This window comes from Sporofaciens sp. St.21A7 (assembly GCF_059728535.1).
On the sequence record NZ_BAAGFN010000002.1, the window covers coordinates 307,520 to 329,887 of the forward strand.

General features: G+C 41.9%; 25 protein-coding genes. 2 read left to right on the forward strand and 23 right to left on the reverse strand.

Features of this window, described 5'->3' with window-relative positions:
- Window positions 1-50: 50 nt before the first annotated feature.
- From AC6I3O_RS28165 to AC6I3O_RS28200, 8 genes are all read right to left on the reverse strand, one after another.
- On the reverse strand, window positions 51-704 hold the full coding sequence (locus tag AC6I3O_RS28165; protein WP_497854122.1) for a hypothetical protein: 654 nt from the start codon (window positions 702-704) through the stop codon (window positions 51-53).
- Complete coding sequence (locus AC6I3O_RS28170) at window positions 649-972, reverse strand: hypothetical protein (protein ID WP_497854125.1); 324 nt, start codon at window positions 970-972, stop codon at window positions 649-651. The genes AC6I3O_RS28165 and AC6I3O_RS28170 overlap by 56 nt, the downstream gene beginning before the upstream one ends.
- A gap of 172 nt (window positions 973-1,144) precedes the next feature.
- Window positions 1,145-1,315 carry a SymE family type I addiction module toxin gene (locus AC6I3O_RS28175; RefSeq protein ID WP_497854128.1) on the reverse strand — a complete coding sequence of 57 codons (171 nt, stop codon included), beginning with the start codon at window positions 1,313-1,315 and terminating at the stop codon, window positions 1,145-1,147.
- 331 nt (window positions 1,316-1,646) lie between these two features.
- Window positions 1,647-1,970: a helix-turn-helix domain-containing protein gene (locus tag AC6I3O_RS28180; RefSeq protein WP_497854130.1), complete on the reverse strand. Its 324-nt coding sequence runs from the start codon at window positions 1,968-1,970 to the stop codon at window positions 1,647-1,649.
- A gap of 562 nt (window positions 1,971-2,532) precedes the next feature.
- Window positions 2,533-3,417, reverse strand: a complete 885-nt coding sequence (locus AC6I3O_RS28185; RefSeq protein ID WP_497854133.1) for an ATP-binding cassette domain-containing protein — start codon at window positions 3,415-3,417, stop codon at window positions 2,533-2,535.
- A complete protein-coding gene (locus AC6I3O_RS28190) occupies window positions 3,407-4,099 on the reverse strand; it encodes a hypothetical protein (protein ID WP_497854136.1) in 693 nt (230 codons plus the stop codon). Before AC6I3O_RS28190 ends, AC6I3O_RS28185 begins: the two co-directional genes overlap by 11 nt.
- Window positions 4,096-5,178 (reverse strand): hypothetical protein, encoded by a 1,083-nt coding sequence (locus AC6I3O_RS28195; RefSeq protein ID WP_497854139.1) that lies wholly within the window; start codon window positions 5,176-5,178, stop codon window positions 4,096-4,098. The genes AC6I3O_RS28190 and AC6I3O_RS28195 overlap by 4 nt, the downstream gene beginning before the upstream one ends.
- An 85-nt stretch (window positions 5,179-5,263) precedes the next feature.
- Window positions 5,264-5,479, reverse strand: coding sequence for an ATP-binding protein (locus AC6I3O_RS28200; RefSeq protein ID WP_497854141.1), 216 nt, complete (start codon window positions 5,477-5,479; stop codon window positions 5,264-5,266).
- Window positions 5,480-5,711: 232 nt separating this feature from the next.
- On the opposite strand from AC6I3O_RS28200, the gene AC6I3O_RS28205 reads away from it, so the two are divergent.
- Window positions 5,712-7,298, forward strand: coding sequence for a transposase (locus tag AC6I3O_RS28205; RefSeq protein WP_288124265.1), 1,587 nt, complete (start codon window positions 5,712-5,714; stop codon window positions 7,296-7,298).
- Between the two features lie 20 nt (window positions 7,299-7,318).
- On the opposite strand, the gene AC6I3O_RS28210 is transcribed toward AC6I3O_RS28205, so the two are convergent.
- The 5 genes from AC6I3O_RS28210 to AC6I3O_RS28230 all read right to left on the reverse strand — a co-directional run bounded on the left by AC6I3O_RS28210 (window position 7,319) and on the right by AC6I3O_RS28230 (window position 11,700).
- Window positions 7,319-8,296 carry a HAMP domain-containing sensor histidine kinase gene (locus tag AC6I3O_RS28210; protein ID WP_497854143.1) on the reverse strand — a complete coding sequence of 326 codons (978 nt, stop codon included), beginning with the start codon at window positions 8,294-8,296 and terminating at the stop codon, window positions 7,319-7,321.
- Window positions 8,269-8,958 carry a response regulator transcription factor gene (locus AC6I3O_RS28215; RefSeq protein WP_497854145.1) on the reverse strand — a complete coding sequence of 230 codons (690 nt, stop codon included), beginning with the start codon at window positions 8,956-8,958 and terminating at the stop codon, window positions 8,269-8,271. The genes AC6I3O_RS28210 and AC6I3O_RS28215 overlap by 28 nt, the downstream gene beginning before the upstream one ends.
- Before the next feature lie 148 nt (window positions 8,959-9,106).
- The gene (locus AC6I3O_RS28220) at window positions 9,107-9,955 is read right to left on the reverse strand and encodes a hypothetical protein (protein WP_497854147.1); all 849 of its coding nucleotides are present in this window, start codon (window positions 9,953-9,955) and stop codon (window positions 9,107-9,109) included.
- 49 nt (window positions 9,956-10,004) lie between these two features.
- Window positions 10,005-10,781 (reverse strand): ABC transporter permease, encoded by a 777-nt coding sequence (locus tag AC6I3O_RS28225; protein WP_497854150.1) that lies wholly within the window; start codon window positions 10,779-10,781, stop codon window positions 10,005-10,007.
- Window positions 10,774-11,700 carry an ATP-binding cassette domain-containing protein gene (locus AC6I3O_RS28230; protein WP_497854153.1) on the reverse strand — a complete coding sequence of 309 codons (927 nt, stop codon included), beginning with the start codon at window positions 11,698-11,700 and terminating at the stop codon, window positions 10,774-10,776. The genes AC6I3O_RS28225 and AC6I3O_RS28230 overlap by 8 nt, the downstream gene beginning before the upstream one ends.
- Before the next feature lie 409 nt (window positions 11,701-12,109).
- On the opposite strand from AC6I3O_RS28230, the gene AC6I3O_RS28235 reads away from it, so the two are divergent.
- On the forward strand, window positions 12,110-15,100 hold the full coding sequence (locus AC6I3O_RS28235) for a tetratricopeptide repeat protein (protein ID WP_497854156.1): 2,991 nt from the start codon (window positions 12,110-12,112) through the stop codon (window positions 15,098-15,100).
- Between the two features lie 127 nt (window positions 15,101-15,227).
- Here the strand turns inward: AC6I3O_RS28235 and AC6I3O_RS28240 are convergent, their stop codons facing one another.
- The 10 genes from AC6I3O_RS28240 to AC6I3O_RS28285 all read right to left on the reverse strand — a co-directional run bounded on the left by AC6I3O_RS28240 (window position 15,228) and on the right by AC6I3O_RS28285 (window position 22,314).
- A complete protein-coding gene (locus AC6I3O_RS28240) occupies window positions 15,228-15,488 on the reverse strand; it encodes a hypothetical protein (RefSeq protein WP_160284469.1) in 261 nt (86 codons plus the stop codon).
- Window positions 15,489-15,492: 4 nt separating this feature from the next.
- Window positions 15,493-16,143, reverse strand: a complete 651-nt coding sequence (locus AC6I3O_RS28245; protein ID WP_497854159.1) for an ABC-2 transporter permease — start codon at window positions 16,141-16,143, stop codon at window positions 15,493-15,495.
- Complete coding sequence (locus AC6I3O_RS28250; protein WP_334638627.1) at window positions 16,140-17,000, reverse strand: ABC transporter ATP-binding protein; 861 nt, start codon at window positions 16,998-17,000, stop codon at window positions 16,140-16,142. The genes AC6I3O_RS28245 and AC6I3O_RS28250 overlap by 4 nt, the downstream gene beginning before the upstream one ends.
- Window positions 16,993-17,364: a GntR family transcriptional regulator gene (locus AC6I3O_RS28255; RefSeq protein WP_497854193.1), complete on the reverse strand. Its 372-nt coding sequence runs from the start codon at window positions 17,362-17,364 to the stop codon at window positions 16,993-16,995. The genes AC6I3O_RS28250 and AC6I3O_RS28255 overlap by 8 nt, the downstream gene beginning before the upstream one ends.
- 222 nt (window positions 17,365-17,586) lie before the next feature.
- Complete coding sequence (locus tag AC6I3O_RS28260; RefSeq protein WP_497854162.1) at window positions 17,587-18,264, reverse strand: hypothetical protein; 678 nt, start codon at window positions 18,262-18,264, stop codon at window positions 17,587-17,589.
- Between the two features lie 14 nt (window positions 18,265-18,278).
- Entirely contained in the window at window positions 18,279-18,956 is a 678-nt protein-coding gene (locus AC6I3O_RS28265) for a hypothetical protein (RefSeq protein ID WP_334638629.1), read from the reverse strand.
- A gap of 88 nt (window positions 18,957-19,044) precedes the next feature.
- Window positions 19,045-19,734 (reverse strand): ATP-binding cassette domain-containing protein, encoded by a 690-nt coding sequence (locus AC6I3O_RS28270; protein WP_334638630.1) that lies wholly within the window; start codon window positions 19,732-19,734, stop codon window positions 19,045-19,047.
- Window positions 19,718-21,202, reverse strand: coding sequence for a hypothetical protein (locus AC6I3O_RS28275; RefSeq protein ID WP_497854165.1), 1,485 nt, complete (start codon window positions 21,200-21,202; stop codon window positions 19,718-19,720). Before AC6I3O_RS28275 ends, AC6I3O_RS28270 begins: the two co-directional genes overlap by 17 nt.
- Window positions 21,203-21,227: 25 nt before the next feature.
- Window positions 21,228-21,554 (reverse strand): hypothetical protein, encoded by a 327-nt coding sequence (locus AC6I3O_RS28280; RefSeq protein WP_160284463.1) that lies wholly within the window; start codon window positions 21,552-21,554, stop codon window positions 21,228-21,230.
- A 154-nt stretch (window positions 21,555-21,708) separates the two neighbouring features.
- The gene (locus AC6I3O_RS28285) at window positions 21,709-22,314 is read right to left on the reverse strand and encodes a DUF2461 domain-containing protein (protein ID WP_497854167.1); all 606 of its coding nucleotides are present in this window, start codon (window positions 22,312-22,314) and stop codon (window positions 21,709-21,711) included.
- Window positions 22,315-22,368 lie beyond the last annotated feature (54 nt).

A 22,368-nucleotide genomic window follows, 5' to 3' on the forward strand; every position in this document is an offset into this window, starting at 1 on the left:
CAGCTTATGTCAAGTATGGGACAAAGATTTTGAATATTTTTTATGAAACACTATGCTTTTTTCAAATGACCCATCAACATATAAAACTTAAAATGACAATAACTCTTAAACACAGATGGATTAACAGACATAACTCCTGCAAGCAAATCGGGATATAGGTATTGCTGATTATCCAAATATAAAAGTAGCTTATATTTTTCTATATTAATAGTATCTTCCTCATAGCATGTATAATATTGAAACTCGGAATAAAACCTTAACTTTTCTTCATCACTTATTTGATTAAATATATTTATAAAATTTACTTTTACATATTTCTCATCAAGCATTTCCAAATAATTTCTTTCGTAACTTTTTTTGCGAATTTTTTCATATGCTATTTTTTGAATTTGTTCAAATACAACATTTATATTTTCTCCGTTATATCCATGACATTCTTTTAAATCACTAACTACTTTTTTTATATCTATTTGATATTGAGTTGTAATAATATCTGCATCCTTATAATCCAAAATTTTTAAACTATCCATTATTTCATTTTTACGTTCCTCATTATCATTCTTATTAATTACTTGGCAGTATTCTTTATATATTTCACCAGAATAATCATCTGACAGGAGTACATATACTTGAAACGTACTAAAAAGTTCAATATATGCATAAAGAAAGTTTCCACCTCTTAACCTCCTCCAAAGGCTGCTCATCCGGCCACCACCCATATCCATACATAAGCCGGACCAACTTATCAATACTATAAGCCCCGCCCATGACAATGGCCTGCTTCCCGTCCAGGTCAAACACTTCCCCGTCCTTCGCAAACAACAGACTCGGATACTCTTCTTCCCAATACACCACGCCGCCATGCCACACCTTCTCCTGATATCCTTCAATAGCCTCCGGCCTCCGTTCATGGTTCCCATGGATCGCAAAAACCATAATCGGCAGAGCTTCCAAAAACTCCTTCTTCCTCATATCCCGGATCCCCCCGCTGAAATTAATCCCGGCAGGCACCCTAATTATACCATATCCTCACCGCATTTCGCCTAAAATCTTTTCATAAAAATCCCCAAATTTCCAGACCACTTCCAGTCTGTCCTCCCCCATCACCTTCGCGCTCTCAATCAAAGAAGCCATCACCCGCTTGTCATACCCCTCCAGATGCAGATACTCCCGAATCCGCAGGGCCTCCCGGTACTCTCCCCACCCCGAACCCCAGCTCTTCCAGCCACAGCCCCTTCAACATGATCGTAGGCGTCGGCTTATAATTACGCCCGCTCTGCTCATACACCTTAATCTTCCGAACATCCTTCTTCATCTATATCCCGTCCTTTCTACCGGCCCGCAGACCGGACTGTCCATTGTTTCTCTGTCACTGAACTAACCCTGGGATTTTACAGAAACCGCTCCAGGCGCAACAGCCCGTGCCTCTCCCTGTAAAACAGAACTATTTGTTTCCGAATGAAACGATATGCCATCTATAAAAATCAAAAACTCCGCTACACAAAAACTTCAAAATCATCACAACAATATGGGCGCTGTAAGTTCCCCGGCTTTCCGTAAATAAATCTCATTTGTTCCCATGGTACAGAAACACAGGTTTAACCCTCCCATGGCGCCCGGTTCACATTAAACCCGACCGAAACCTGTCAACCAATATTACAACGCCCCCTTCCCTCAATTGCATTGGAATTATAAGTATACTCAATAATGAATTCCTCAGTCAAACGTTCCCATTCACCCTCAGTCAGAGGACGTCTGGTATCCAGTCCTCTTTTCTTCCTGTCTATAGCTGTCAGTAAACTTTCTGTTGCTTTAAAACGTCCGTCCTCTGGTTTTTTCGCATTTGTTGAAATCATCCAACTACGCCCTTCTCGTGTGGCTCCTGAAATTTTTCCTTCCGAGCAAAGTAGACGCACCCGTCTGTCAGAAATCCCCCACTTTTCTGCTGCCTGCTTTACCGTTATATACATAAAGATCGCATCTCCCTTAATAGTATATTCTATAATAAAATGTTATTCCTCTCCGATTTTATAAGGGGCATAGGCGGATATTTTATTATTCCGAAAATTATTCCAAAAAATAAATTCGAGCATATTTTGATTTACTGTAAAATGCCCCGGACATTGCTCCCTTTTCCAATGCTTCAGGATTTCCCCATTTTAAGAGATAAGCTGCCAAGCCGGTATCTAAAAAGTGAAGGATCGGCTACACAAGAGCAATGATATGGGACGATACCAAAATAGAAAGCCATTGATATCTCTCTGCAGGTACGCATGCTTGAAATACTGCGAAAATAAGACACTCAATCTCTTTTGGAAGAATAATCGTTCTAAATCTGAAAAATACGATTCTTTATGTCTTAATAGAGTAAAGGCATCTATTGGTATCTTCCAATAGATGCCCCTTTTCCAAAATCAATAAACTCTATCTTTATTCATTTTTGAATCGCTCAAATAACCCATATATATCTTCCAAGCACAATTCCAACTTATCGTATACTTTTATACTTTATTCATATGGAAGCCCCCTCGCTCAAGAATGCCTTTTATCATCTTTTGCATACAAACTGTAAATGTAGGCATCCTCCAATGTCGGTTCGCATGATTCGCAAGGAATCCCCGGAATCCCTTCACTTACAAAGCGTACCTCTATTCCCTTCGCCTTATAAATTTTTGAAGCTACTTTATATTTTTTCTGAAACAGGGAAAATTCCTGTTCATTGAGAAGAGTACAGCAAAAAACATGGTTTTGTGCATTTTCGATCAGTTTGCTGATCGTACCATTATAGGTAATCTTCCCTTTTCTCATAATGCAAAGCTGCTCACAGGTAGCCGCCAAATCCTCTGTTACATGAGTAGAAAACAGCACAATCTTATCTGCCGCAAAATCAACCAGCAGGTTACGAATACGCTCCTCCGGATCCAGTCCGGTTGTCGGTTCATCAACGATCAAAATATTCGGTTCATGCAGTAATGCCTGCACCAGACCAACCCGACGTTTCATTCCACCGGATAACTGCTTATTCTTTTTATGCTGATGCTCTAATAATCCCGTCCTTTTCAAATAGAAGTCAATCTGTCTGGTATAAGTCTTTTTCCCCATTCCGCACATAATTCCTACATATTCCAAAGATTCCCGAACAGTCATATTCGGATATAATCCCAGTTCCTGCGGCAGATAGCCAATTCTCTTTTTGATTGCCTCATAATTCTTTTTTTCCAGCTTCAGTCCGTTTATCTTCACTTCTCCTTTTGTGGGAGTAAGCAGCGTTACAAGGATTTTCATTAATGTTGTTTTACCAGCCCCGTTTTCTCCCAACAACCCATAAATTCCATGTTCAATCGTCAGATTTATGTGATTTAAACTTTTAATCCCTTTTTTATATTCCATAACCAGATTTTTAATTTCAATTCCCATGCTTTTTCCATCCTTTCTTTCTCTGTTTCGGTTGTCTCCGAATCAAAAACACATTGATTCCAAATAGTACAATGCCAACTGCTGCATATAGTTCTCTGCTCGGATAATATGGGAGTAGAATTCCATCCTGTGCCTCAGAACTATGGAGCAAAAACAGTTGAAAATAATCTGGCAAATGATCCATAACCGAGGATGTCATAAGTAGCCATAAAACTAATGTTCCGCCAATGCCAATCCCCATGTTTTGTGTCAGGTTTGTCAACGTAAACCCGAAGCTGCCCACAAAAATAATGCTTGCCAGGGATGCAGCAATCACATTCCCATATAGAACTGACTCCGGAGTGGCAGATACGTGGATTGGATGATACCAAAGTATAAATCCCCAGTACGCCAATGTTGCTAATAGAAGCAGATAGCTTATGCCAATCAGATTTCTCTGTATTACTGATATAATTTTTTTCCGTATTCCATAACGGTAATAACAGGAGATACGCCCACTGGTAAATTCCTGATAATAAGTATCCGCAAGAAAAATCCCCGCAAGTAGTGCAATATACGTTTCCACTGTCACTATAATTTCTGTGGTTGACTGAATCGGTCTTACTAGCACAATAATCCCCATAAACAAAAATGAATAGACCATTTTATACACTGGCAATGCGATTTTCATTTCGTATTTCATACTGACCGCCTTCTTTCCCATAGTTTTATACTTCCAACTAATGCAAAAACCGTCAAAAATATCAAAAAACACAGATTGAATATACCGCCTTTGGGAAACTCATTTGTTCCAAATACAGACGGAAATCGGGTAAATAATGATAAGGGTTTTGCCTGATAACGGTACCCATACCACGCAACCAGCGTTGAATCATAGGAACCCATATTACAATATAGATAATACAAAAGCATGGCCGGTATTGTTGGTACGGAATTACAAAATACAAGGGAAATCAAAATCATCAAACTTCCGGTTGCTAAAATACTTGGAATATGAAACATCAAAATCGTCATCCAAAAGTCATAAAAATTAACGCTTAATCCATATTCTGCCCCTGCTTTCATAGTCAAAAAATCCATAATCAAAGTCAATGGTACGGTTGCCCCAAACACGACACTAATTCCTGCTACAAGTTTTCCAATCAGGAATTCCATGGCAGATAGTGGTTTTACATGAATCAAGGCATAAATATCTTTTTTCATATCCCGGTACAGCAATAATACAAATACAAGCATAGCGAACAAAATAGAACTGATGCCGAGATAATCTACGTATTTGTAGGAGACTTCTTTTGTATAAGTCTTATTCCCGTTTTCTCCAAAGGCCTCCTGCAAATAAGCATCCATTTCTTCTTTTGTAGCAGAATGATATGCCTTTTCGGCAAACGTACTTCGTACACCTGCAATTTTGTGTTGCTCTTTAAAATACGATGCGATTTCTGGAACACTCCACTTCTTTACCTTCTCAATTTCCAGTTTTGCTTCTTCATCCGTCCAACTACAATCCGTAACCAGATACTCCTGTAGCTTTTCTAATGCAGTTTGGTATAATTCATCCTGAGAGGTTGGAATATACCCGTCAATCACGTCTCCATCCTCTGAATACGCCGCTTCTGTTCCGTGCTTCTGAAGATTATCATAAAAGTTCCAATAGGGACTGACTCTCCAGAATACAATCATTACCATTAGCAACATACCAAGATAAACCAGCGGATTTCTCAACAAAATACCAATCTCTTTTTTTATCAATTTGCCATTCATCTCATTCGCCTCCTTTTTCTGCTTTTACCTTACCTTACAAATGACTACAAAAAAACAAGATTCGGAAATTTCCGAATCCTGCCATCTATTTTATTCTGAATTGTGCTTTTACCACTGCCCCGCCAACCCCCTGGTTCCCAATGCTTAATTTACCTCCATGCTTTTTGCATAAGTTATCACAGAGATATAAGCCCATGCCATAATGGTCCCCCTCGCTCTCATCCAACTCATGATAGAAAGGTCTGCGCGCTGATTTCAGGGCTTCTTTTGAAAAGCCTATACCATCATCGTAAACATTCATATATAATAAAACTTTCCCAATTTACCGGACTATAGAATAGACCCGCAAACTCACCCAAAACTATATAATACATTCAAAAACTAGTTATTAAAAGCAATAATCCCTAAAAAATGGCCATTTTTAACCGTGCTACACCTGTTAATCCATTTAGATTTTTGTAAAATTGTGTATAAAAATCTATTATGTATAGTCCTAATGTGTTATAATAGGACTATATAAAGGAGTGATTTTTATGCCCGTACCTGCTGATATCAGAGCAGTTCCAAGACCGGTTAATACCATAGTGGATGACAACGGCCGGGATGGCCCCAAACGTTATGCTGTCAGGCAACGTTCCTCTTCTAAATATGTTCCCGGTGGCAATCCCCAGCCGCGAAACGGCAAGGTGGTCGGTCACATCATTGATCATAAATATGTGCCAATCCACGAGTCGAAAGCAGGAACTTCTGCAGAACCGGATATGCTGTCCTATGGCGCTTCCGCACTTGTTAAGTCTGTCACGAAAGACCTTGTGTCAGATCTCCTTGCTGTGTACGATCCATCGGATGCTTATGCAATGATGTCTATTGCGACCCTTAAAGTGATCAAGCCGGCTGTTACCGCAAACCGGATGGCAACACATTACCATAGGACATTCGTCTGCAAAGATTATCCCGGAGCAGCAATGTCCCCGAATTCTATTGGAAACCTTCTGCAAAGGATTGGGATGGACGGTTCCAGGCGCAAACAGTTCTACCAGTTACGTATTCAATCGACTTCCGCCGACCATCATGTGGCGATTGATGGCACGCTGAAACAGGATAACAGCAAGGTCAATGATCTTTCTGCCTATTCCCGTAAGGCAAGAGTAAGGGGCTGCAGTGAAGTGTCTGTCCTATATGCTTATGACATCGAGCGGATGGAACCGGTTTGTGCCGAAGTATTTCCGGGAAACAGTATTGATGCCAGTTCCTATCCGGCGTTTATCCGTGATAATGACATTCGCAAAGGGATCATTGTTGCTGACAAAGGATTCCCTCCAAGCAAAATCAAAGCAGAATTGCAGGAGCGTCCGGATCTTCATTTCCTTACGCCGATCAAACGGAATGATGCCCGCATATCGGATAATGATATGCTTTCCTTCGAAGGAGTACTAACTGGCATTGCCGCTCATATAGTTTATAAGAAGAAACAGATCAAGGGCGGCCGATACCTATATGCATTCAAGGATACGAAAAAAGCATCAGCTGAAGAAGCAGCCTATCTTGCGAACGCTCAGAAGAAAAATACCTTTCTCCCAGAGAAATACGCAAAGAAACAAGCTGTTTTTGGTGTAATCGTTCTTGAATCCGACCAGGACTTAGATGCGAAAACGGCATACTTTTGTTATGAGGACCGCTGGCTTCTGGAACTGGTATTTAATCGGTATAAAAGCGATGAATGCCTGGATCATACCGATGTGCAGAATGATTATTCCGTCATCGGCGGTGAGTTTGTGAACTTCCTGTCTACAGTTGCCACCTGCCGTATCATACGAAAGGCGCGGACGGCAGGATTATTTGACCATATGTCCTATGGAGAACTGATGGATGACCTATCATCAGCCTGGCGTAGAACAGATGCCCCGGAAGAACCGGCAACAGATGATGGATACTGGGTTCACACACTGCAGATTGTATTTGAGGAACTTGAGGCCTTGGGTCTGTCAAAACCGATACCAAAGCCAGCACCCAAGAAACGTGGCCGTAAACCCAAGCCCAAAGATCAGTATGAGCAGAAGCCAAAGCGCCCACGTGGTCGCCCTAGAAAGAATTCATCCCAGTCTGTCAGTACTCTATAGTCCGGCAGATTGGGAAAGTATTAATATAACCAAGACTCTATATCTAAAAGTTTTAACCATATTCCTTTTTTTGCATAACGCATGGCGTTTGCAGCAATATTTTCCAGAATTTCTAAGTATATGTCAAAATCAAGCTTTACTTCTTTCTGTTGTATCGTTTCTTGGATAGAATATGTTTTTCCATATTTTTCTGACAATGTGCTCAGTATCGTTTCTGATTTTTTAAGAATAGTTGCACTATCAATCAATTTCTGATCTACTTCCCGTTCATCTAAGCGATTGATTTTTTTCATTGTATCAGCAAAATTTTCAATCCTCTGTGTCTGCTCTGATAATTCCTTTAAAATTTCTATAACTTTTTCTTTGGAAAGCCGCTCATCTGGATAATATCGGCTTAAATACTCCACATAGCCTTTCAACACAGACAATGGTGTCCGTAAATCATGGGAAAATGCTGCCCTGATTTGTTTTTGTTCTTCTATCATTTTCCACATCATCTGGTTATTATCCCTTAGTTGCAGGCGCATCTGCTCAAAAGCGTCACACAACTGCCCCATCTCATCTTCCTGTCCATACTCAACATAAAAGTCTAAATCCCGTCTTCCAATTTTTTCTGCACTATCTTTCAAAATTTCCAATGGTTTTTTTAATCTATGCCGGTAGAATCGGTCCAAAACCAGAAATACACTAAGAAAAGAAATGAGAAGCATACTCCATGTCTGAAGCCAATCCAACACTTCTACAAACCATTGATCTACTTTTGACAGGCTACTCTTATTTACACTTGGAATTGGTGGTAACTCCCCAAATTTTTTAGAATATGCATTTTGAAATCCATACAATTCCTCCCTGTTCTCCGTATAATTCAACCATATCCGCTGTTCCGCCTTATACGCTAAATCTTGTATCAAAACTGACAAAAGTAAAGAGATGATTAGTGCAATCACCAGATGAAAAAACAAGGATGTTTTTATTGATTTTTGTTTTGCAGTGTCCACTTATATCCACACCCCCAGACAGTTTCTATGTATTCCCGCTTAGAGACATCTTTTAGTTTATTTCTGATCCGTCGAATCAACTCTGTAACTATCTTATTATCTCCGGTTCGTTCCAACCCCCACAATTTTTCATATATTTGCTCACGGTCAAATGTCTGACCCGGATAACTCGATAATAACTCAATAATATCAAACTCAGATTTTGTCATAAGAATCTCCTGATTATTACAAAAAATCTGACGGCTGCTGTAATCAATACACAACCCAACATCAAATCGGAATGTTCTTTTCGCACTCTTCCGCTTTTCTCTGCGAAGATGCGCCTCAATCCTTGCCAGCAATTCTTTGAGAGAAACGGGCTTTACAATATAATCATCACCACCTGTACGCAATCCGGCAATTTTATCCCGTTCTTCAATTCGTGCCGTTAAAAAGATGATCGGGCAATCCAACATATCTCTTATTTTCCCACAAACTTCCACCCCATTCATCCCCGGCATGTTAATATCCAATAAAATCAAGTCCGGATTCTGTTCAGCTTTCCTAATGGCTGTTTCTCCGTCATAAGCACTCAGCACCTGATACTGCTCCATTTCCAGAAAATCTTTTATCATCTTCGCTATTTTTTTATCGTCATCTACAACAAGTATCTTGTCAGACATGCTGCACCTCCTGTTACATTTCCTCCTGGAAGAGCCAGCGGGCGTATGGAAGAAACCCCATTTGCCGTCTTTTTCCTGCATGGAAATAATCTGTTTTGCCCACCTCGTATCTTTATGCATGATATGTGCTTCATACAAATACGGATTATCATCGTATGCCCGACAACACAGAGAGCAAACTTGAAATACGTTCTGTACAGTCTGCTTCTCGCGTCTCCTGTTTTCTCCAGTCATTGGAAAGCGGGAAATATACCTTATCATTCACTGATTTCCCCATATCCCACTTACCATTTTCTTTTTTCAGCCCGTTTAACCAATCCGCAACAAACTGAAGCTTATCTGCCGCATATCTGTATTTGGATAAAAGCTCAACAGCCGCAAGATAACGGCTGGCCTGCCTGCTTTCAAAAACCTTGGGCAAGAACAGGATTCTCTCGCTATATATGTAATAGATTCCACCCTCTTTGTCTAAAACATAGTCCATCAGAGCTTCCTCAGTTCTTCTGTCCAGGCAATTTACCAAAAGGGATATTTGGTAAAAACACGTAAAATCAATAAGCCTTCTGCCCATTGGCTTAACTCCAAAAATATCCTGATAGGCAGAAATATACTCTTTATGGTGATATACACCACCTTGGAATGCAGAGGAAATCACTGCTGCCCATTGGCCGGCTACTTTATTGGCCGCCGGATATCCATCCGAAAATCTTCTGATCCATACGGCAAGCATAAGGGAAACAAAGAGCTCCCAGTCCAAAAGTTTTTCCCTGCGATCCGGGATCTCTGCCCTTCCAACAAGACAGTTATTCATATAGGAACACGCCTTCTGGATACATATATCTTCTATTGTATAACCCAGACGTTCCAGCCGCCGAAGTGCCTGCTCCGTTGTAATCGGCCTTCTGGAAGAGCCAGAGGGCGTATGGAAGAAACCCCATTTGCCATCTTTTTCCTGCATGGAAATAATCTGTTGTGCCCACCTCGTATCTTTATGCATGAAATCTCCCCTCCCCAAGCTGCCTGTTGCCTCCATGCTCAGACTGTCTTTATCCAATATCGGTTTTACGGAAATGTGCAGCGCCTAATGCCAGCGGCAACAATAACCAGATAACCGACATCAAAATTCCACGGAATAAAAACTCCAGTGGAAATGCTTCTGTTGGACAGTCTGCCATAAGGTTCAATATCCAGTATCTGCTGATTGATATATTCAACCGCAGCACAGAAAACAGTAAATCCAGTCCCTGTACCAGCAACGGGGAAAATATGATCACTGCCATCGTAATCCCAATCCCGGCTGCCATATTCCGGCTCCACTCACAAATGGCAATGACAATACTGCTGACAGCAGCTCCAAAAAGCAGCTGGAGACCAAAATAGATCAGCAGGTTCTGGAAAAATAACCTGTCCCCCTCCGGCGTTCCGATGAGGACTAATCCGATTATCAATATCACAAAGAATATAATCAGATTCATGATCAGGGTAACTGCCATTCCAAACAAATGCTTTGCCAGAAATACATTCATTCTGGAATAGCCTTTGCCGACTACATTTTTCATTGCTCCATGCGTATAATCGCTTACCATCCATATGCAAAGGAATATCATCCCAAACATCGTTACAAGCCCTCCGCCAGCAAACTGTGCCGCCATACCGGAAATGCCGGTCTCCTGCAAAACATCCCCGCCGGCGCCCATTGCCTGGCCTGCTGCCGTCATGGTCAAATAGACAAGAAGTATCATGCCTGCCGCAGATAAAAGGCATATCCAAAATGCTTTATTCTTCTTCCATCTATACCACTCACCATACAAAAGATTACGCATTGAAACCACCTCCCGGCAGGGGCCTCTCGCCCATTCTCTCCATAAAATAGCTTTCCAAATCCTCTCCGGCCAAACGGCTCTCTTTCAAGGCAATTCCATTTGCCGCGACTGCATAGTTGATTTCTTCGGTCGTGTCCAACTTTTCAAAAACACATATGGTATGTGCATCCGCAACCGTACTTGAGATACCCAGTTTTTCCGTCAGAACCGCCGCTGCCCTCTGTGCGTCATCCACTGTAAGCTTCAGATACCGCCTGCATGTTACGTCCAGCTGATCAGCGCCAATCTCTTCAATCAGTACGCCGTCCCGTAAGATACCATACCTTGTCGCAATCTTTGACAGTTCCCCTAAAATATGGCTTGTAATCAATACCGTCACATGTTCCTCCCGATTCAGTTTTAATAATAAATCCCGGATTTCCCTGATACCAGACGGATCTAATCCGTTTATTGGCTCGTCCAAAATCAGAAAATTGGGCTTTCTTATCAGGGCAATGGCTAATCCAAGACGCTGTCTCATTCCCATGGAAAAATTCTTTACCTTTTTCTTCCCGGCCGATTCAAGCCCTACACACTCCAGCATACGATCTGTGACTGCCTTATCTGTAATGCCCAGATTCCTCCGGATGATTTCCAAATTATCCTTTGCGCTTATGCCGGGATAACCGCCCGGCTCTTCAATCAGACTTCCGATATACTTTCTCTGCTGCTCTAAATCTGTTTTGCCGAAGAGCTCCATCTGTCCGCTATCCGGTGAGGCAAGCCCTAGCACCATACGCATGAAAGTAGTTTTTCCTGCGCCGTTCTTCCCAATCAGCCCGTATATGTCTCCCTGGCGCACTGTTACGCTCACCTGATTTACGGCTATGCATTTTCCATAGGTCTTTGTCAGTCTTTCTGTCTTTAGTATATCGCTCATATTGGCCTCCAGCTTTTCTTGTTTTCATTCCAGGCTCTGCAAGATGTATTATCTTATCATTTATATACATCTATTACAATATACCAGGCCAGTTTTGCAGATTAAGGGGCGGTTTTTGTACTCAAAAAGCAGCCACCCAGGCATAGAGCAGCCGCTTCTTCCTCTAATCATCTTTCTTATTCCTACGGTCAACATAAGTAAGAATTACAAAGATACATGAAATAATTGATACAACCTCCAAAATACTCATACACAAGCCTCTCCTTTCTCTACCGTTCTGTTTCCAACAATGGTATAATGTCTGTACAGCTATAACCTTTGCTTACGCATATACTGTAATATATTTGAGAAGTTGGATTCCAGTCAGATTATGGTTGGATTTCTAAACCTGACGAAAGGAGAAAATCTCATGGCAGATATCATCACCACTTCCGCTTTCCTTCGTACCTTATTAATGAAATGCATTGGCACTGTTATGATTGAATGGGAACAATGGGATTTCCCCCAGCCCTCCTTTGACAGAGGCTATTTTAATGACCGGCTCAAGCGCCCAGTTCCGGTAAATACCCTCACACGCCAGAGGCTGAAACGCCTTTTTGAAAATGTTTTTTCTCCCGATAACCGTAAAGGAAAATTTCAGGAGCCACAGGCAGTTGAAGCGGCAAATGCCTTTATTTCCCTTGCAGAAAAATATTTTCATATCAATCTATCCGTCTGGGAAAATAATTATACAACAGACAACAGTACCAGCCGCTCCCATCTGCTTTCCTGTCTTGATGTGGTTCTGGGAACGATAGAAGGGACCGAGTTACTGCCGTCAGAAAAGATTGCTGATTCCCTAAATAACTATATGACAGAAATCCATTCTGCCGAAAATATGCCTGCTCCCACATATCCAAAACTGCTGACCCCTGCCCCCTGCCAGCAGGCTTCCAACTTTTTTGGCCGCCAAAATACAACCTCTTTCCTGATGGAGCAGTTACTTTCCGGACATTCCTGTTACTTGCATGGGATAGGCGGTATTGGTAAAACCGAAATTGCAAAATCAGTTCTGAAACAGATTCTAAGTATGACCTCTTCCAGTTATGGTTTTACCCACATTGTATGGGTGAATTACACAGATGGAGATTTCGCCCTTTCTCTCGTGCGCGCCCTGAATCTGGATGGGACAATCAATAACATGGAACAGGCATTCCAGAAGGCCGTTTCCATCATAAACCAATACCATGAAAATCTGTTGCTTATTATAGATAACGTAGAAAATGCTGATGATGAGCACCTGCTTGGACTCTGCGGATACCTTAACTGCCGTTTTCTGATTACGATCCGCTGCGAGGGATTCCCGTCTTTTACCAAAATACCTGTCCCGGCGCTCTCTGAGAACGATTGCATGACTTTATTCTATTCCTATTACTTTGGCCAAAAAGACGATATCATGCTTAAGAAAATTATACAGCTTGCAGACCGCCATACCGTTACCATTGAGCTTCTTGCAAAAATTGCAGATTCGGAGGAAGTTCTCTTATATGAATTCTACGATTCTCTGGTTCAATGCGGCTTCCACATCAGTGCCGAAGAGGTGACTACGGCTCATGAAAAGATGCATTCCGAAGGCCGGATAATCGAACAGTTGAAAAAACTCTTTGCCGTGTATGGCTGCAGCCCTGAAGCACAGCATTTACTGATTCAGATTTCGACCATCCCCAATATCCAGTTCGGATTTGAAAAAGCGAAAAAGTGGTTTGACTTAAAAAACCGTACCCCGCTGAATCAGTTAGCCAAAAAAGGCTGGATAAAAAAAGAACCGCTTTATGACAATGGCCGGCAGCATTATCTCTATTACATGCACTCTGTTATAGCATCCGCAATCCGCGCCCAATTTACAGAGAAGCTTTATCAGGCATGTCAGAGCTTCATTTATGAAATTACATTGGAAATGAAGGAAATCCGCTCCCAGAATGACGCGGCTAAAAAGGAATTGATTCAGTTCAGCTGGTCACTGAATGATATTTTCCAGGGGCAGTTCCATTCAGAAAACGACTGCGGCTTTCTGTGGGCTTTGGCTGAAATCTATCGGGATATTGGTTATTATAAACGTGCCGTTCCCCTGCTGGATCTGCTTTTTAAGCTTTATACAGAGTTGTACGGAGATGACTGTATCCAGCTTGGTTCCGTCTTCAACAGCAAAGGGATGATTGCATATAACCTGTCCCATTTTGATGCAGCACTGGATTTTTATCAAAAAAGCCGTGATATTATAGATGAACATATTACCCCTGAAGCAGTTTCTTCCTTGGCAAAAATAGAACTTGCAAAACTTGACCTGAATATTGGAAAAACATATTTAAAGACCGATTATCACAAGGCAGGTACGTTCTTTGACCGTGCCTATGACGTGCTGCTTTTGGAAGAAGGCAGGGAAAGCCAGCTTACACAAAACGCCCTTGCACATAAGGCAATGTTTTTAGAGGATACCGGCCACTTGCTGGAAGCAGAAAATATATATGAAGAAATATATAATCAAAACAAAGAAGATACGGATGATTATGACACACTGTTGCTGCGCGCCTCCGTTGCTCATCATATCGGGAATATATACTCGGACTATGCCCCTGATAAAGCAATGCCTTTCCTGATGGAAGCGAAAGATATTTTATGGAATATCCTTTCCCCTACCCACCCGGATACCCTGGATGTCCTGAATTCTATCTGTTCTCTTGAACTTACGACAAAGGACAATTACCCGGAAGTCCTGTCTGACCTTCAGCATCTGCTGGAATTATTCATAAAGGCATACGGACCAGATGACCCACAGGTAGGAACCATCCACAACAATATCGGACTCTGCTTTTATTACATGGGACAGCCTGCAGAGGCTGTCAGGAATTACAGAAAAGCCATACAGATCAACATATCTGTTTATGGCGAAGACCATCCCTCAACAGCATATATTTATAATAACATCGGCGCGGCATATTCAGAAACAGAACATCCTGAAAAGGCTATTCCGGAACATGAGCATGCCTTAAAAATCTATAAAACGGCATATCCTGACAAACTCAATCTGGATTTTGCCCTTACTCACGCAGATCTTGCAGGCGCTTATTTATTGGAGGGAAGCGGGGACAAGACAATGGAACATCTAAATGAAGCATTTGACATATATCAGAAAATGCTTCCGGAAAATGCGCACCAGCTCATTTATCCATACTGTACCCTCGCCAATCTCATGACCACACTGGGAAACTATGAGACTGCCATTACCAGCTATTCTCACACCATCTGGCTCCTGCTTGAAAATGGTTATACGGAGGATTCCCCTGCGGTTCAGGAATTTGCTGTCAAAATAAATGATTTACAGCAAATACAAAACAGCGAGGAACCCGATAGCAGTTTATAAGTTTTTATTATTTCTTATACCAAAACGGCGGCTTTTATTTTTATAAATTCAAGCTGCCTAATACCTGTACAGCACACAAGGGCGGCATATTCATTGATAACTGATATTTTCACTCCCCACTACAAGCTTAAATCCCTAATATGTTGTGCACAACCGTAAATATTTCAGCTTCCATTTGCTCACATTTTGTATAGTCGATAATATTACTTTTTTCCCATTCTGCAAAGGCTTCCAGTTTTCCTAATATCAAATCGGGAACGATAACTTTGTTACAACTTGGACATTTATAAGCAGGAACATTCATAGCCTTTTTCGTTATACCGTTGTTTTCATAATCAAAGGTTATAAAGAAATCAGACATACGCATTTTACAAGATTTGCATTTCATATAATCAACCTCTTTTCCTGTTACGATAAGCAATAATGGAAATCTTATATGAAAGAAATTGGATAATACAGCTTACTACTATACCAACCACAATCAAAATACTTCTATGAGTTTGTATAAACTCAATAATGCCGGATAACGCTGGAACGAAAGCTGGTATCGCCACCAAAGCCATCACTGCAACAAACGGAACCATAGACCAAACCTTTGCTTTTGTATAGCCCATTTTGAAATATATAGGCATTTGTATTCCCGTAATAGTAGAGAAAACTAAAAATGACGCACTAAATCCAAGCACAATTTCAGATAACTCTATTGTTCTGTCTTGAAAAGTTGCAAAGCCAAAATGCAAAATAATCACTGCGAGGAAGGATATGAAATAGTTTAGAAAGGAAAAAACATATCGTCCCAGCACTATGTCTTTCAAACTAACGGAAACCGAACCATATAGGCGGTCAAGGTTGTTCTTTTCTTGTATGGCAAAAATGTTAGATGACATAAGAGCCACAAACCATGCACCAGTAATACACAATATTGTAACAGATGACCCCATGAGGCCAAACATCATCACGACTAGCGCCAATGATAAATACATGACAAGTTGTGATTTCATTGTAAATAAATCCAGTTTTGTAATCCTCAAAAAACCTGTCATTTTCTCGCACCCCCTTTACTAATGCTGATAACAATATCGTCAATCGTTGCGGTATCAAGGACGCAATTCTTATATCCTGCCGCTTCTTTTGCGCTGATAAGCCCCTCAAAGCCTATATCGGTTTTACGCAAACCGATGATGCTTTTTTCAAGTTCGGCTGTTAAATCTCGCGGTCTGCCCTTAATAAACCGGTAACTGCTCAATAAATCCTCCATGCTGCCAGTAAAAATCAATTTCCCACTATTCACAAGTGTAATGTAGTCGGCAACGCGTTCTAAATCTGTTGTGATGTGAGTGGAAAACAAGATGCTTCTTTCGCCATCCTTTATATATTCTTGCAGGATTTCTAAAAACTCACTTCTGGTCACAGGGTCGAGGCCACTTGTCGGCTCGTCAAGTATCAGTAATTTTGCATTATGCGAGAAAGCGCAAGCAAGCATTAGCTTCATTTGCATACCTCTTGAAAACTCTCCCAGCTTTTTACTTTGCGGCAATTCAAAACGATTTACCATTTCGTTGAAAACATCATGTTTCCAACCTTCATAAAAAATAGATACTGCTTTTTCTGTGTCCTTTACCGTCCAGCTATCCACATAAAACATGCTATCAAACACAACACCAATATCCTGCTTGATGGCGTTTTCGCTTTTTACATTATCATTTCCGAAAACCAAAATCTCTCCAGCGTCCTTTTCCAGCATATTGAGAATAAGCTGTATCGTTGTTGTCTTTCCTGCTCCATTCGGGCCGACAAGCCCCATGATATACCCTTTGGGCAAGGAAAGGCTGATATTATCAAGCTTGAATCCAGAAAAGCTCTTGCTTACACCCATTAACTCCAAATAATTATCAATCATTTTCTACCTCCAACAAAAGCCGCAACAGGCTGATAATTTCATCATTAGTCATTGCAGCTCGCCCTGCTGATTGTATCGCTCTCGTGAGGTTTAGCTCCACATCACGGATAAGCTGTTCGCGTATTAAATCTGAGCCGCTTGACATAACAAAAAAACCTTTACCCTGTCGGCTTGTTATAAATCCTTCTTGTTCCAATTCGTTATATGCCCTTGTAGTCGTCAGCACACTTATTTTCAAATCTTTTGCCAACTGCCGAAGTGAGGGTAACATTTCATCTTCGATCAACTCGCCGGACAATATCTGCTCCTTTACCTGATCTTTAATTTGCGCATAAATCGGCAAGTCAGAACTGTTTGATATCACGATGTGCAATTCATCATCCCTTTACTATACTGTACTTTATATAACAAGTACAGTATAATCAGAAATAGCAGTTTTGTCAAGGGGATGTCTGAAAGTTCATGGTTGGCGAATAAGCAATTAGAAGTTATAATAGTCCCTTTTCGCACAAAAGCAAACAGAGCGAAAAGCCCATTTGAAAATAGGTTTCCCACTCTGTCTGTAATAAACGCCTCTTCATACGAATTATTGGATCAACGAGGAAATAACAGCTACAAACTCATCTTGTGTCAAGCCTTCCACTATGAATCGGAAACCGACATTATGAAGCAGGAACTCAGCAAAATAATATTCGTTATTCGTATCCTGTCCGATTGCCACCTCGACATTGTTGATTATGGATTTTTCGTCATATTCATCCAGAAAAACACAGTCACTCGTGGGCAGAGAGCCCTTTTGAATTTCAATATTTATTCCTTTTGAGAACGTTTCGTTGGAATAATTCAATATATTAAAGTCAAAATAAATCTCTCCTGTACCGCCGTTCCGTTTGTAAACACCAAATTCTTCGTCCTCCCATTCCTTAAGGTCATCGGGAACGGTCGGAAAAATATTGATTCCATAATACTTGTTTATTTCCGCCTTGCTCATAACCACAAAATCATCCTCATGAACATCAAATTTGATTTCGTCGGACGGGCTCCAGTCGATCTGATGAACAATGATTTTGTTGTTGGCGGCCATATTGCCAGGGGATTCGCCCTTGCTTTCAACAGAGGTCTCTTTTACACCCAGATTTAATGCGCCTGCTTCGGTCTGTTCAGGCAGTGCGGTCAACATTCCGCTACGCCAAACCCCGAATCCCGTCAGCGCAACCAGGCAGGCACAACAAGTAGATGCTGCCATTCGGATAATCGTCTTCACCCCCCTTCTCCTCACTATTCGCTCACCACCAGATCTGCCAAATAATCCTCCTGTACCGCAGCTTTCCTGGCATGTACCCTTTTCAATGCTTCTTTTTCCTGTTCTTCCATCAGCTTTTCCATCCTTTCATGGCGTTTCTCCCACCATGATTTTTCATTGTCTGTGTTAAGCGGCGAATCATCTTTAACAGGTATCCCTTCCCCGTAGCACTGTTCCGGCGTTGCTCCGATGACCTGGTTCCCAATCATCTTAGAACCCATGAGACCGGTACTGGAATACATGTTCCTTACCATACCCAATACTGTTTTCTCCCACTCCGGATCATTTTTCATTCTCTCAAAACATTCTTCCGTAATTGTCAGTGTTCCTCCCACGCAGGTAGAGCGATACCATCCGCTGACGGGCATTTGCGACATTTCATTCATGAACCACTGTTTGTATTCGTCCATGGTCATTTCTTCTTTGGATTTCTTAGATACGCTGTTGTCATATGTAAAACCAGAATAATTCGGCGGTTGGGAGACTACCATATCCCCCGCCCATGAAGATGAACCGTTTTTTTGAGCCGCATTCTTTTTTTCCGAAGCCCCCAGCGCCTTCTGGGCAAAATTTTTCGTACCTGCCGCTTTCTTTCTGCTGCATGCGTAGTCATATGGGTTCATCCCTATGCTGCTTAAATTAGTAATACTCATACCTGTCTCCTTTCCTGTAACGTAACAGTTCAGCCTTCGTCAGAACTGTTACCCTGCAACACCAGTGTTACACTGAACTTGATTTACTCTATATTGTTGCCTTCGTCTCCCCTGAAACCCACCTATAATCATTTAATTCTTTAGCAGACTTAATATTATGCTCCCCATCAATTTGGATTACCTCATCGCAAAAACCACGCGCCAGCTCCAGATTATGAACCGAGAACAAAACCATAGCTCCCTCGTCACGCCGCTCTGCCAATATTCCCTTTAATGTCGAGATACTCTCCGGATCAAGCCCGTTAAACGGTTCGTCCAAAATAAAATTCCCTGCCCCGGACAACAGAGCGGCGGCCATGTATATTTTCTGCTTCATCCCCAAAGAATAGTTCGCAATATATGCATCCAGCGCCCCATCGAGCTTAAAAGCCCCCATCAATCCTCTTTGCAGAATCTCCGCTTTCTCCGGTTTCTGCCGGTACAGTTGGATTATAAATCTCAAATACTCCCTTCCGGTAAGATTCAGAAACATCTCCTTGCTGTCCGGGACATAGAAGAGACGGTATTTTGATTCAAATATGCTGCTCTCAATATGATCAATCAAAACCTGCCCTGAATCCATGCATTCTGGCTGTGTAATCGCCCGAAGCAGCGTTGTTTTCCCAATCCCGTTCATCCCCACAAGGGCATAGATACGGCCGCTTTCCATCTGGCAGGATACCCTGTCAAAAATCTTCCGGCTGCCGTAGCTTTTAGACAATTCATGAATCTGTATCATAAAAATCTCCTTTGCAGAATTTCCAGTAACCGTACTCCCCCGCCGCCACTCCGGCGCCTGCCAGACAGGCGAATGGAAGAAGCGGAATAGGAACCCATTTCCCGCCGACCAGAATGATTTCCACGACTGTTAAACTTGCTGCCGTAATCAATACAATCACTTTACTTATGTTCCCATGGAGCAGTTCGTTCGTACTGTTTACGATCCTGGGCATTTTCAAATCAATACAGACTCCCAGCCACACACATACATAATTCATCGAAGTGCCATAAAACAGGAGCAGGAAGGTGTTCATAACCGGCGGCCTTTCAAAACCGATCAGGATAAACCAAAATAAAAGTACGGTAATCTCTCCCCACAGAAATCCCTGTATTGTTTTCCATAAAAACAGCCTTCGCCCGGAAATAGGAAGAAACGCATAGCAGGATTTATTGTCATCACTGGAATAGGCCGTACTGGAGATGGTGTTGACCGAACAACAGGACATCAGCAGAAACAGTTCTTCAACACAGGTTCCTTTAAGGCCAAACTGGCTGAAATTGTGTAACAGGAGTCTGGACAGGATTACCACTGTTATAATGTTCTTGATATTGGAGAAGAAAATCAGCTCCTTGTTTCTGGTAACGCGTTTCCACTCCAGCAGAAAATACGGGTGTTTAATATGAGATACTGATGGTTGTTTCTCTGTTTCTCTATGGCGGAAGCTCTGTACATTCAGATATCCCCGCACATACCAATGCTTAGCGGCAAGCTTAAGAACCGCCATTAAGACGGTCATGCCTGTCAATGCTGCGCCCCAGATCCAAAGGATACTCCGTAATTCATATCCCTGCATGGCGGCTGGACTTTGTCCGGTAATGTATCGCTTCAGAACTCCGGCACTGTCAGATAAAAATCCAGGTTTATGAAAACATGAAAAAACTGTATTTCCCGCAAGCCAGGCAAGTATTAGAAAAGAACCGTATTGAAATACAACAAAAGCATATCCCACGATATCACTGGCACAAAATCTGCTGATCAGGATCGAGAACAGGATAACTGCAATATCTAAAGCGACTGTCAGGATACAGCAGAATAGCATTGCCAAAGCCGCCTCTTTCCGGTGATGTGCTTCAAAGAGGAAAAACGGGTAAAGGAATGTGGCACAGATACCCGATTGCAGCAGGAAAACCCTCATTCCCACGACACTTAGTATCGTCCGTACCTCCACTGGATAACAAAGAATCGTTTGAATCCGGCGGTTCATGCACAACTGGTCCGGTAGCTGATAGATTCCCAAAAATGCACAGAACCAGGCCGACAGCAGCGATACCAGCACATAGCTGTTATCTGCTGCCGAAGCCGGAAGATAATGGTTCAGTATGTACCAGACTAAATATCCTATATAAGCACCTATGAAACATAGCGAAGCAACGACCACCGGATTCGCCTTATTATAAAATAAAATTTTGCATAAGATACGTTTCATAGGACAGCCTTTCCGAATACAGCCTTCACATCATATTTATATAGGAAACCATCATAGCTGCCAGAAGGATCACAAAGATGGCGCTGTTCATCTTAGACAGGCGGTTCTGCCGGATAAACAGCAGGTTTACAATCAATGCAATCACCGGGAACAGCCATACTCCCAGAACACTGGGAACCGGATAATAGGTTGTACCCGAATGCAGGATGGAAATCTGCTCCGGCAGGAAAAACAGCATAATGCCGGATAATACAAACATCAGCAGAATGATACCAAAATTTACAGCAGCCAGTTTTGCATTGTTTTCCGTAAAGTTTTCACCAAGAATGCTTTTTAATAGTCTCCGAATCATAATATACCCCTTTCTGGATTGCCACTGGATTGATTTATCTTATCAAGTGTAATCGCTCTTTACAAGGAGTAGTCCCTCTTTTGCAGACTGAGGGGCGGTTTTTGCATATGCCCTAAAACAAAATTAGGAAAATTAATCCGAGCTATAATTGTTTCTATCTTGCAGGCATCTGAAATCCGTCAAGCGCTTTGTTCAGATAATCATTAAACGGCTTCATAATACGGAACAACCTCACCGTTTCCTCTATAAAAACCTCGGAATCATTCAGTGCCTCATCTGCCACCGGATACTTCAGATACCAGCTTTTAAACTTCAGGTATTCTGCCTGCGGATGCTCCTTATCATACCCGGCAGGAACATTTTTCAGCGCCGTACCCTGTACCGCAAAATATTTTAGGAACTCAGGAGAATGAATGATTTCTCCAAACTCGTCTCCATGTTCTGCAATATAATCCCGGATCATAACAGTCGCATCCCTGAACATATTCGTAGACAATCCGCCCCTTAGAAAAGACTGTCCGCCCGGCCTGATCATGAGGTAATATCCCACTGGAACAGGCCGCTTTCCCTGAACAGAAATATGCGCACGAAAGGATGGGTTAAACGGTGACTTATCAGGGCCAAACCGGGGATACCGAACCAGCTTGAAAATACAGTCTTCCGCCTGATTATGCAGAATAGCACTGTCAAATTCCCCGATACGGAAAATGGGCGTCCGCACCAGTTCCTCAAACTGTGTGCAGGCCGCTTCACTTTCCACTTTATGTGCATGATATCATTCCCGGTTATTATTTTCACTTAAATCATCAAGATA

Coding starts and splice junctions, on each gene's coding strand:
- AC6I3O_RS28230 (WP_497854153.1), bottom strand. CDS start 11,700: ATGAGCGATATACTAAAGACAGAAAGACTGACAAAGACCTATGGAAAA.
- AC6I3O_RS28240 (WP_160284469.1), bottom strand. CDS start 15,488: ATGAAATGCAAATCTTGTAAAATGCGTATGTCTGATTTCTTTATAACC.
- AC6I3O_RS28180 (WP_497854130.1), bottom strand. CDS start 1,970: ATGTATATAACGGTAAAGCAGGCAGCAGAAAAGTGGGGGATTTCTGAC.
- AC6I3O_RS28215 (WP_497854145.1), bottom strand. CDS start 8,958: ATGTCTGACAAGATACTTGTTGTAGATGACGATAAAAAAATAGCGAAG.
- AC6I3O_RS28170 (WP_497854125.1), bottom strand. CDS start 972: ATGAGGAAGAAGGAGTTTTTGGAAGCTCTGCCGATTATGGTTTTTGCG.
- AC6I3O_RS28245 (WP_497854159.1), bottom strand. CDS start 16,143: ATGACAGGTTTTTTGAGGATTACAAAACTGGATTTATTTACAATGAAA.
- AC6I3O_RS28200 (WP_497854141.1), bottom strand. CDS start 5,479: ATGAATGTTTACGATGATGGTATAGGCTTTTCAAAAGAAGCCCTGAAA.
- AC6I3O_RS28225 (WP_497854150.1), bottom strand. CDS start 10,781: ATGCGTAATCTTTTGTATGGTGAGTGGTATAGATGGAAGAAGAATAAA.
- AC6I3O_RS28275 (WP_497854165.1), bottom strand. CDS start 21,202: ATGAAACGTATCTTATGCAAAATTTTATTTTATAATAAGGCGAATCCG.
- AC6I3O_RS28195 (WP_497854139.1), bottom strand. CDS start 5,178: ATGAATGGCAAATTGATAAAAAAAGAGATTGGTATTTTGTTGAGAAAT.
- AC6I3O_RS28190 (WP_497854136.1), bottom strand. CDS start 4,099: ATGAAATACGAAATGAAAATCGCATTGCCAGTGTATAAAATGGTCTAT.
- AC6I3O_RS28165 (WP_497854122.1), bottom strand. CDS start 704: ATGAGCAGCCTTTGGAGGAGGTTAAGAGGTGGAAACTTTCTTTATGCA.
- AC6I3O_RS28235 (WP_497854156.1), top strand. CDS start 12,110: ATGGCAGATATCATCACCACTTCCGCTTTCCTTCGTACCTTATTAATG.
- AC6I3O_RS28220 (WP_497854147.1), bottom strand. CDS start 9,955: ATGCATAAAGATACGAGGTGGGCACAACAGATTATTTCCATGCAGGAA.
- AC6I3O_RS28250 (WP_334638627.1), bottom strand. CDS start 17,000: ATGATTGATAATTATTTGGAGTTAATGGGTGTAAGCAAGAGCTTTTCT.
- AC6I3O_RS28280 (WP_160284463.1), bottom strand. CDS start 21,554: ATGATTCGGAGACTATTAAAAAGCATTCTTGGTGAAAACTTTACGGAA.
- AC6I3O_RS28205 (WP_288124265.1), top strand. CDS start 5,712: ATGCCCGTACCTGCTGATATCAGAGCAGTTCCAAGACCGGTTAATACC.
- AC6I3O_RS28265 (WP_334638629.1), bottom strand. CDS start 18,956: ATGAGTATTACTAATTTAAGCAGCATAGGGATGAACCCATATGACTAC.
- AC6I3O_RS28270 (WP_334638630.1), bottom strand. CDS start 19,734: ATGATACAGATTCATGAATTGTCTAAAAGCTACGGCAGCCGGAAGATT.
- AC6I3O_RS28175 (WP_497854128.1), bottom strand. CDS start 1,315: ATGAAGAAGGATGTTCGGAAGATTAAGGTGTATGAGCAGAGCGGGCGT.
- AC6I3O_RS28185 (WP_497854133.1), bottom strand. CDS start 3,417: ATGGGAATTGAAATTAAAAATCTGGTTATGGAATATAAAAAAGGGATT.